We start from the raw sequence: 10,541 nt of genomic DNA on the forward strand, positions 1-10,541 counted from the left end.
AGATTATTATTTCAGATTTTTTCTACCTTAGCAACTTTACCCTTACCTTGTGTCACTACTGTTACGGCTGCACTGATAGCTGCCAGAATATTACCGGGGACAGGTGCGGGACCATTTGCCGCAGCTTTAGCCGGTGTCACCTCTTCGGGCGCATATTTATTCACCAGTGCAATAAGAGCTTTTCCTAAGTTAATAACAATCAGCAGGATAGCGAAGACTGTTGCCATACCTACCACCATCAGCAGAAGTGCTGTATTCAAGTTTTCCATATTATAAATTATTAGTTATTCAGCCGAATTTACGAAAAATCGCTCGAAATTAACGATAATCCATTAAAGAAAGGCAGAGAAGAATGATAAAAGATGCTAAAAAGTAAAGCTTCCCGCACAACCAATGAGGCGGTACAGGAAACTTTTAGCATAAAACGGTGTCAGTCATCAATTGCTTTCAAGGAAGGAGAATCAGCCCAACGGATTCTCACCCTGGTCGCCGTCGTTGCCGCCGGGGGTTCCACCGGTATTGTCGCCGGGAGTAGTACCGGTGGAGGTAGAAGTCTTACCCCACTCTTTCCAAACAATCTTTGTATTCACCATGCTGCGGGTAGTCACCTGATTGCCACTATTACGCTCCACTTCGGGCAGGAAACGGACACGTACTCCGTTTATCAGCGAAGCGCTTACCTCCTCAGCCGTCGGCACCCCTCTTTTGGTAGAGGTAGCAGTATAGTAGAAAGTGCCTATACCGTCTATCTTCACAGTACGTCCCTGCCCCATGAAATTGCTCAATACACGCCCCAAGTTCTCCATCACCGCATACGTGTCACCACGGGTCACGGTAGAAATGAAAGACAGTTCATCTGCCACTTCACGGGTAGTAACCGCCTTGCCCCAGGTTACTGATTGAGGATACCACAAATCGTTTACTTTTTTTTGAACTCTTTTAAAAAATGCCATAATCGTAATGTTTTAAATGATTAATAATAGGTATATTCTGTTTCTCTTGTCTCACCCGAGAAGCAGAAGTTTTCATCGTGAGGCCTCAACGATTCAGCCGTCTGCTTTTCTCAAATTCGATGTTGCAAAGTTAGGGTGGGAAACAAGGGAAAACAAGAAAATGGCATCTACAACCGATTTTCATAAATCACTTAAAAACAAAGGATTACAAAAACCATATCTCTACAAGAAGAAGGGGGGAAATAAAGCTTAAATAAGAGGAATAAGGTGATAATCTCTACAAGCGACACACGCAAACCCCTGATAATGAAGCCACCTGTATCTTCCTATCTCTACAAGGTAATTGTTATAAGTTATTCTTTGCAATATGACATCATTTATGAGTTTATGCCAGTGAAAAGAAAGAATAAACACATAGAGAGAATGTGCCTCTCTACGTGTTTGGCTGATTTTACTTTGTTACCGCATTATACAAATCCTGATAGGTTTTCACCACACTATACACCACATCGCCAGTGCTGATAGCTGCAAAGTGACGACGGGCACACTCTATCTTGGCATCCTCGGCACGGCGAAGTTGTGATACTTCGATGTCGTTGCCTTTGGTTTCTGCCACGAAATAAACGTGCTTCACGGAATCTTCTCGAAAAGCTACAGCCCAGTCGGGATTATATTTGCCCATCGGGGTGTTGATGTAGAATCCACCGGGCAGTTTGCTATATACCACCACATCATCCTCAGCTTCCAGCGACTCGGCAAAACTCTTTTCTATACCTTCACTATCTACCACTACAAGGTCGTAAAGCGACTTGGAACTTTCGATAGCGTCCTTGCCAAGTGTACCACGCAGCGTAGCTTCCTCAAAGATGTCAGTACCAAAGGTCCCAGTACGTTTCTCATACTGGATGTGTTGGATGAGCGAGATAGCCTTACAATCGTTGATGATGCGACCGGCTTTGATGATGAACTCTTCTGGATTCAGCTTGAACTGATGGAAAGTCGCAGGATTAACGCCTTTCAGCATTTCTACAATGGTGCGGCGAGTTAGACCGGTGGATTGCACGAGTTCACCTACCAAGTCGTAAGTTACTTCTGCTCCAATAACTTCCGTTACCCGAATGGTTTTCACTGTAGCGGCACTCATGGCTGCTCCGGCTTCCAATTCTTCGCGGTCACGGATGCTTTCCATGCCGCCACTCTCCACTACAATACGGATTTCTGTCACATTCAGGTGCTTGTCGAGTGCATCAATGGCACTCTTGATGAGTTTTGGCGTTTCAAAACTCACGTTATAGTAGGTACGTGTATTGATGCGCCGCCACAACTCTTGCCACTCTTTTTTGTTGAAGTTGTCTTTAACTAAGTGAGCCTCCGTTTTATTACGTCCATTGGCTGGTTTGAAGGCATCGGGATTGAACACTTTATCCAACTGTTTGATGATAAACGAATGTAGATTTTCCACCTCACCAAACTGGAGCGAATCGGCTTTCTTTTCGTCAAAGTACTTTTGCGTGAGCTTGCCTTTCTTGATGTAACCTTGGGTTATCAGTTCTTCGTGGATTTCCACGGCCTGTTCGGTCGTAATCTTTATGCTGTGTCCATCTTGTGTCTGTGCCAGTTGGTCGGCAAACAGTGTGGCTGTCACCACTGCCGGACGGTTGGCGCAGGCTTCTGCCATATCGGTTTGCAGCTTCTTGGCAAAGTCGTCATAGCTCTCGCTGGCAATAACAGTCAGGATATTGGTGTCGAACACATGGTCGCCCAATACATCGGCATCTTGACGTTCGCCCTTATCGTTGACGCATAGGCGCATACCACGTCCCACCTCCTGACGTTTCTTGATTTCGTTGGAGGTGTCTTTCAACGTACAAATCTGGAACACATTAGGATTGTCCCAACCTTCCTTCAAGGCCGAGTGAGAGAAGATGAAGCGAACGGGGCAACTTTGGCTAAGTAAACGCTCCTTATCCTTCATGATAAGGTCGAAACCACGTTCTTCGTTTTCGCCTTCCTTATTCTTCGATTCCACGCTCTTCCCTTTTTTATCGATAGAGAAGTAACCATCGTGAATGTTTTCGGGCGCATGCTTCGGGTCGGAAAGAAAGCGTGTGTAAGAGGCATCCGTAAAGGTAGGCATAAACTCCTGCAAGGCACGTTGGTACTCCTCCTCAAACATCTTTGCGAACTTACCCTTTTCCACGTTGTCTTTATCGTAGATGCGATAACTGTCCACATGGTCGATAAAGAACAATGACAGCACTTTGATACCGCGAGCGAAAAGTTGGCGTTCACGCTCCAAATGGGTTTTGATGGTTTCTCGTATCTGATTGCGGCGGAGAATCTCCTCATTCACGCTGCCCACCACCTCACCGGGATGAAGCGTCAGTCCGTTGAGGAAATGCACGGTGTTGGTCAGTCCGTCTATACGTTCCACTTTAAAGTTATCGGCATATTCCTGCAAACCGCCGCTTTGCTCTTTGAGGTCGAAGCCCTCATTCACCAAGCGAATGGTCTGGCGTGTGCCACTGGTTGTCTTGACATCGAAGCCCAATCGAGCTTGTGGATTGCCTTTACTAATGACGATTTCATCTAGATAAACATAGCCATTGGTGGCTGTAGAACCCACTTGATGTACACTGCGTACTTCTATCTTCTTCACCAGCTTCTTGTTATAAGCGTCGATGGCATCGAGGCGATATACTTGGTTGAATATTTCACGGTGTGTGGCGCTGTATAGCAAGGTAAAGAGTGGGTTAAACAGTTTGATACCCTTTCGTGTGGCATTACTTTTATCCGTTCCCAACACGCTTTGCGGCTCGTCAATAATTAGGATGGGATTCGTTTTTGCCAAGATGTCAATAGGCTTTCGCGAACCGAACTCATCACGGCGTGAGAAGATGATACGGGCAGCGGAATCACCTGCGCGACCTTCCTTGTTTTTATCCTCGTTAAGCGAAGCATTGAAAGCCTGCGTATTGATAATCATTACATGAATGCCGTTATCCGAAGCAAAGGCATCAATCTTAGCAAGCTGCTTCGAATTGTAGATGAAGTATTGCATACGCTTACCATATTCTCCAGCAAAGTGTTCTGCCATACTCTCAAAACTCTTGAACACGCCTTCGCGGATGGCAATACTGGGCACTACAATCACAAATTTCGACCAACCATAGCGGGCGTTCAGCTCGTACATGGTCTTGATGTAGGTATAGGTCTTACCCGTACCTGTTTCCATCTCGATGGTAAAGGTGCGTCCGTCGCCCTCCAGATGCTCCACGGGCTTCAATCCTTCTGCCATCTGTATACCACGCACATTCTCGCAAATGCTTTCATTGTCAAGTACAAGGGGCAGATTGCCGAAGCCGTCGAAACTGAGCGCACCAAACTTGTTCAAGAAGGTGCGGCTGCCGTCGTGTTTGGGTTGTCCCTGAAATACGTCGCTCACGCATTTGGTGGCTTCCGCTTGAAAGCGTTGATGTTTATATCTTATTTTCACTTTTTGCCTCCTTTCTTACTTTTGTCGCTAATCGCCTTGATAGCGTTCAAATAATCTTGCTCCACATCGCTGAGTGTGCGTTGTTTATATTTACGATATTCAGTAGTGGCATGGTCCATTGCTTCTTGATGGGATACTCGGCCTCCATCCAGCAGGAGTTGTTCTCCAGTTGAGGTGAGTATGCGATCCAGATAGTTTGCCCAATCGTTCATGGTCATGGGTTGCTCTTTCTCGGCTTGGCGTTCTGCGAAATCAAGTAAAGCGATAATCATGTCAAGATTATAGAAGGTTGTCATGTATGACTTACCATCTGTGGCAGTTGTTCGGAATTTCCGAACAACTGAGTCCTCTTGTAGTTCGCCTTCTTCGAAAATGTGCTTAATATGCTCACTTACATTCGATTTACTCGTCTGATACAGCTCGCACATCTGCGCTTGAGTAAGCCATAAGGTATCTTCCTCAAGTTTCACATCTATCTTTGTCAGACCGTCATTGTCTGTATAGATTAGTATTTTATTGTTCTCTTCCATGGACACGTTAAATTACTCTGATATTATTAAACGCATCATTATCTGCCCAGTCCAAGGCTTGCTTGAACTGTTCGTAAATGTTGATTTTCTGAGCATCTTCTTTGAAGCAAGCATCACGGAAGAGTACACGCAAGGGGCTTTTGCCGGCCATCGCAGCTACTACCTTATCGGTAATACCTTCGGAGAAGCAAGCCACGAGATCACCTTCATTGACGGTATAGATGGTGCAACCGTCCACGATTTCTGTCTGCAAGGGCAAGTCCAAGCGAACACCCCATGCTAACATCGAGCCATAGAGCAGGTCGAGGTCGGTACGGTCAGCCTTGATATTGTTGGCAAAGAGGTCGAGCTGATCTTGCTTGTATTCCTTGGGCGAAATTGATACTTTCTCGTAGTTGCTTTCATCAAGGCGATAGACACGGAAGCCGGTATCGAGATTTTGTGTAGTAAGCGGAAAATCAGCTTTGATTTTTGCACCGGCACGACGGATGCGTTCTTTTCCTATTTCGCAGATATTTTTATAACCTTGGTCTTTCTTTGAATCACTTACTTCTTCAGGTAATTGAACAAGAATAAATTGACAATGCTTATCTTTTTCTGAATTTGTTTTCATCAGAGCATGTGCAGTACTTGCTGAACCTGAAAAGAAATCTAATACGATGGAATCTTCTTTCAAGTTAGCTAAAGTAATAAGACGTTGAAGCAATCTTACAGGCTTTGGCCCGTCAAATACACCTTTGTCACCAAAAAGAGATACTACTTCTTGTGCTCCTTCTTGACTATGACCAACTTCTTTATAAAACAGAATTGAGGTTGGTGCCATACCTTCATATTTCAATTCAGATAAAAAACGTTTTATTCTTGGTGTATTATCTCCATTAGGACCAAACCATATTCGGTTGTCTTGGAGTCTCTCTGCAAAAGCTTTTGCAGAGAGACTCCAGCAGCGTCCTGCTGGAGGCTCTACAATTTTCCCCGAAGGGGTCGTTATCGGATAATCACAAGCAGCATTATACGTTTTTACAGAAATGTCACTTGACATCCAAACTCCACGTGGATCATTGTCTGGATTAGAATACCGTAAATTAGCTTCTTCTGTTCGATCTAATCTGCCTATTGTGAAATCTTCAATCTGTTTGACGTACATCAAGATATAATCATGGCTATTTGATACATACTTTGCATCGTTCTTGGGAGAAAAAGCTCTTTCCCACACTAATTGTGCTACAAAATTATGTTCCCCAAATACTTCGTCACAAATATTTCTCAGATTGCGCACCTCATTATCATCAATCGAAATAAAGACAACTCCATCCTCCGTCAGTAAAGAACGAGCCACCAATAAACGTGCATAAATCATTGAACACCAATCCGAATGAAACTTACCATTCGTATCGGTATTCCTCCTGAAGCGATAGCCTAATTCGTCTACATTGCCAGCTTCGATATCCTCCTCGGCGGCGGTGCGGGCAAAATCATCGTGATACACAAAGTCATTACCCGTATTATAAGGCGGGTCGATATAAATCATCTTCACCTTACCCATATACGAGCGTTGCAGAAGTTTGAGCACTTCAAGGTTATCGCCCTCGATATAGATATTCTTTGTGTTGTCCCAATCCACGGAATTTTCCACCACCGGGCGCAAGGTCTTATCGGTTGGTTTGGCAGCTTCCGCACGAGCTGCGTTCTTACCGACCCATGTAAACTGATACATCTCGCCATCGCCATCTGTGGCATGGTCGCCAAGCAATCGGCGAAGCACCTCGAAGTTTACCTTTCGAGAGATTTCACCCGTCTTGTCATCACGTACTTCGGTAAATGCCGAAGGTGCAATCTGATAGAGCGCATCAAGATTGAGTTGCGTTCCGTCTGCGGAGTTCAAGTCCAAATGTTTTAATATGTCAGCCATATATTTTGTTTCTTAATTGTTTTCTAATGTTTTAAGTTCCTCTTCCAACTTAGCAATCTCACGCTTCAAGGCACGGGCTTCACTGTTGAGTTCCATCTGTTTGGCAAACTGCCTTTCATTCCGTACACGCTTCTGCAAGGCTTCCGCTACCCGTCGCTTACGGGCCAATTCATCTTGCAATGCCATAATCTGTTTTGTATCGGTAGCATTGGTAGTACCGAATCCGGAGATTTGCCCCGCAAAAGCTTCGTATATGTTATCCAGTGATGAACCTATCAATTTTAACTTTACATTCGCCTGCGGCATCCATTCTGTGTGGAAAGTTTTCAAGATATTGAATCGTGTCTTATCCACATCCGTCCATTCCTTGTAGTTGAGCAACAATCTACCACGATTGACATATTGCAGCACAAACACCACATGGCGCGGCATCAGACGGTCGATGGCAAGAAACACATCATCCGGCGTATCTTTCACTTTGAGCGTCACCAAGAACACCACAATTTCATGCACCGCCTTACCCTCGTCCACATTCATGGTGGATGGAGTCAACTTATAGAGCCATTGTATGCGTTCCACATCTTCCACAAATCGCGTCTTTAAGCGTGTGTTAATCTCCAAATGCTTGTAAAAGGCTGTCTTGGGTACCAATCTGTCCACGTGCGTGGAGGTAGGAAAGTTAAGTATATTGTCCATTTTGTCTCATCTAATTAACCTCATTATTATGATGCCGTTCATACGAATCCCATAAAAAGCGCACGAGAGTTGTACTACTTCCAATTGCTAAACTAGCATGACGAGATTCAAGCCCTTTATATGAACTGGACTTGCCATGTCCGCTACCATACAGATTTCTCAGTTCTGCAACGCCTTGTGCAATAGCTTTAAGATTACCAAGAATAGCCTTTATAGACTTAGCTCCTTTAACATCATCAGAGATATTTTTAGGCATCAGATGAAAATGTTTGAAAGTTTCATCAACAAGACGTGGAACTTCCCAATCTTTATCTACAGTACAGCCTTCAAATTCAAGTATTGTTTTACAACAACTTTCAATTAGTTCTTTAGCCTTACCAATTGCTTCTGTTGGATTTCCGTCCTTCAGATTGAGCATTAAATCAATTTGGGCTGATATGTAATCGCTGTCAAAAGCTTCTTTTAAAGTTTCAGCCGTAGCGGTCATAACCATTGTACCACCTGCTTTATCAAGTATGCTACGGCATTTTTTGTAAGCAACCGCACGGCTTTTACGATTTTCTTCATCATGTTCCTTCATTGAAGAAAGTTCGTAATATCTGATTAAATCGCTAAGTAGCTTCATTTTATCTTCATATTTTGCATCGTTGATATATGCTATCAGAGATTTGCCTTTTGAAAGTCTATATGTTTCACAAAGTGGAACGCCTATACTTTTATAGGTAAAAGCATCAAAATCAGCTGTACTAAAGTCCAGGACATAACCTCCTTCATTTAAGAAGTTGACTATAGTACCTATTTCTATATCAGATAATTTCATTTCTCTTTAATTATTAAGAAGGTTATCAACTCAAAGTCGTCCAAACCTTTAATTTCTCCATGCAAGGCTGTTGTCTCACCCACAGAGAAAAGGCTCTCAATGTCTGTTTCTTCCTTAATGCTTACGATGCTGTCAATAGCCATTTGGAGCAACGTGTTGTACTTGGTCATGCGGCGGCCGTCTTGCGTTTCACGGTTGACCGCAGCACAGAGCGCACGGTCATAATCGTTTTGATTTTTACAGAGCGCACGCATGATGTCGAGCAGTTGTTTAGGGTGCAGATGGTCGCAAATAACCTCTCCATCGTCTGCCAGATAGACCATGTAGAACGGATGCAGTTGATTCTTACGGTCAATATTAACGGCATTGTTGCGGTTCTTCAACACAAACATCACGCCCGGTTTCGCCAATTCGGAACCGGCTACCACCGCATTCAATCCGAAAGGTGCATGTTCAATATCCGGATGTTCCTTGACATATTGCAAGAGGTCAAGCCGAAACTCGTTCAATCCCAAATCCATGATGTTGATACCGGTGTCCATATCTTCAATATCCACCACTTCATTCTGTAACTTCTTTAGTTGTCCAAGGCGATATTCCAAATCGGCTTCTTCGCCCATAGAAAGCGGATTGCCGGTACCTGCTGCGGTAAGGATAGTAGCTTTCATTCGACTTTCGACACGTCCTTTGAGCTGAATATAGTCGTCAAGTTCCATATCCGGCCAGTAGTTGACAAGCTGGATTTGTTTGTTACGGCTACCGATACGGTCAATACGCCCGAAACGCTGGATGATGCGTACGGGATTCCAATGAATGTCATAATTGATGAGGTAGTCGCAATCCTGTAAATTTTGGCCTTCGCTGATACAATCAGTAGCTATAAGTACATCAATCTCATCCGTGGCATTGGGAAAGAGGGCTAAACGGTCTTTCGACAAAGGTGAAAAATAAGTCAGCACATTATTGAACGACATAGGAAACTTCGGCAATGTGCATCTGCCATCGGTAGAGCCGGTGATGAGAGCCGTATCGAGTCCGCAGGTTTCCTTTATCTTCGTGGATAACTGCTCATAGAGATAATTGGCTGTGTCGGCAAATGCCGTAAATATAAGCACTTTCTTGTTTTCTCCGTTTATCGGGTTACTAAATTTATGTTTCAAATCCCCGATAAGCATCTGTAACTTGCTGTCATGTTCGGGCGTAATGTCCTTCAACATCAACAAGAGCAGATCTAACCGTTCAAAATCGGCTTCAAGATCGCGTCGCCAACTCACATAGTCCATGTCAGCCAATGAAATCTTCGACTTCTTGGTGGCAAACGGATCAGTGTCGCCTTCGGATGAATCCATATCATCAGTGAAAGAAGATACATCAATGGTTGCACCGGAATATTTCTTGTCGTATGCATCTATCAGTTCCATTGTCTGCCGAATGTACTCATGGATGCGGTTAAGCGTCAGTCGGAAAGAATTGACCGAACTCTCCAGACGTTTCAACAGGTTGGTGGCCATGAGTTTGCGCAAGCCTTTCTCACGCCCGTCAATAGACAGACCTTCACCATCGTAGTCGATACTGTAACCGCTACGGGCACAATCGAAGAGATAAAGCGAAGGGGTGTATATGGAAAGATTCAGGGCATTGAGCTGTTCGGCAATGTCCTTGAAATTGATGGCATCGCCCAAGTCCGTCAAACGCGGACGGCGAGACAAGGGGGCAAGCCGCTTAGGAAACTCGCCAATATCTTTCGTGTCGTAATACTTGATGATATGGCTACGACTACGTGCGATGGTCACGGCATCGAGCATCTGAAAAAAGTCAAACTGAAGACTTGACAGCAATCGTTCCGTAGTCCGTTCGCTTGGCTCCAACTTAGCCCAACGATTATAGGCAGTCTGAGCAGACTTGAATATGTCGTCAATGTTACGGTCAAGTTCAAGGGCTTCGTTGATATTCTCCACACGCCCCTCGTATGCCAGTTGTAACTGGTTCTTCAAATCACCGAACCGATTATTGACCGGAGTTGCTGAAAGCATGAGCACTTTTGTCTTCACACCCTGACGGATGACACGTCGCATCAACCGCTGTTAACGGTTCTCCTTGTGGCGGTCTGTCTCTACGAGCGTATCAAGATCCG

At 44.4% G+C, this 10,541-nt stretch carries 7 protein-coding genes and 1 pseudogene; all 8 read right to left on the minus strand.

The features are described 5' to 3' along the window. Positions 1 to 11 precede the first annotated feature (11 nt). Entirely contained in the window at positions 12 to 269 is a 258-nt protein-coding gene (locus tag ABUA47_RS10635) for an OadG family protein (RefSeq protein WP_005826326.1), read from the minus strand. Between the two features lie 192 nt (positions 270 to 461). Beyond that, the gene (locus ABUA47_RS10640; RefSeq protein ID WP_005835731.1) at positions 462 to 953 is read right to left on the minus strand and encodes an HU family DNA-binding protein; all 492 of its coding nucleotides are present in this window, start codon (positions 951 to 953) and stop codon (positions 462 to 464) included. A gap of 451 nt (positions 954 to 1,404) precedes the next feature. Continuing rightward, on the minus strand, positions 1,405 to 4,449 hold the full coding sequence (locus ABUA47_RS10645; protein WP_008663903.1) for a type III restriction-modification system endonuclease: 3,045 nt from the start codon (positions 4,447 to 4,449) through the stop codon (positions 1,405 to 1,407). Continuing rightward, positions 4,446 to 4,979, minus strand: coding sequence for a RhuM family protein (gene rhuM / locus ABUA47_RS10650; protein WP_008663904.1), 534 nt, complete (start codon positions 4,977 to 4,979; stop codon positions 4,446 to 4,448). Before rhuM ends, ABUA47_RS10645 begins: the two co-directional genes overlap by 4 nt. 7 nt (positions 4,980 to 4,986) lie before the next feature. After that, positions 4,987 to 6,891, minus strand: a complete 1,905-nt coding sequence (locus ABUA47_RS10655) for a site-specific DNA-methyltransferase (protein ID WP_022401554.1) — start codon at positions 6,889 to 6,891, stop codon at positions 4,987 to 4,989. A 12-nt stretch (positions 6,892 to 6,903) separates the two neighbouring features. Next, the gene (locus tag ABUA47_RS10660) at positions 6,904 to 7,587 is read right to left on the minus strand and encodes a DUF4391 domain-containing protein (RefSeq protein ID WP_008663906.1); all 684 of its coding nucleotides are present in this window, start codon (positions 7,585 to 7,587) and stop codon (positions 6,904 to 6,906) included. A 10-nt stretch (positions 7,588 to 7,597) separates the two neighbouring features. Then, the gene (locus ABUA47_RS10665; RefSeq protein ID WP_008663908.1) at positions 7,598 to 8,407 is read right to left on the minus strand and encodes an abortive infection family protein; all 810 of its coding nucleotides are present in this window, start codon (positions 8,405 to 8,407) and stop codon (positions 7,598 to 7,600) included. Next, positions 8,404 to 10,541, minus strand: a pseudogene (locus ABUA47_RS10670) (helicase-related protein); the annotation flags it as partial. The gene ABUA47_RS10665 and the pseudogene ABUA47_RS10670, both read right to left, overlap by 4 nt.

The organism is Bacteroides sp. RTP31139st1_H2_RTP31139_211217 (assembly GCF_040227615.1).
GTDB classification, from domain to species: domain Bacteria; phylum Bacteroidota; class Bacteroidia; order Bacteroidales; family Bacteroidaceae; genus Bacteroides; species Bacteroides uniformis.

Excerpts from the sequence above, each read along its gene's own strand:
- ABUA47_RS10665 (WP_008663908.1), bottom strand. The coding sequence starts at position 8,407 with ATGAAATTATCTGATATAGAAATAGGTACTATAGTCAACTTCTTAAAT.
- ABUA47_RS10655 (WP_022401554.1), bottom strand. The coding sequence starts at position 6,891 with ATGGCTGACATATTAAAACATTTGGACTTGAACTCCGCAGACGGAACG.
- ABUA47_RS10640 (WP_005835731.1), bottom strand. The coding sequence starts at position 953 with ATGGCATTTTTTAAAAGAGTTCAAAAAAAAGTAAACGATTTGTGGTAT.
- ABUA47_RS10635 (WP_005826326.1), bottom strand. The coding sequence starts at position 269 with ATGGAAAACTTGAATACAGCACTTCTGCTGATGGTGGTAGGTATGGCA.
- ABUA47_RS10660 (WP_008663906.1), bottom strand. The coding sequence starts at position 7,587 with ATGGACAATATACTTAACTTTCCTACCTCCACGCACGTGGACAGATTG.
- rhuM (WP_008663904.1), bottom strand. The coding sequence starts at position 4,979 with ATGGAAGAGAACAATAAAATACTAATCTATACAGACAATGACGGTCTG.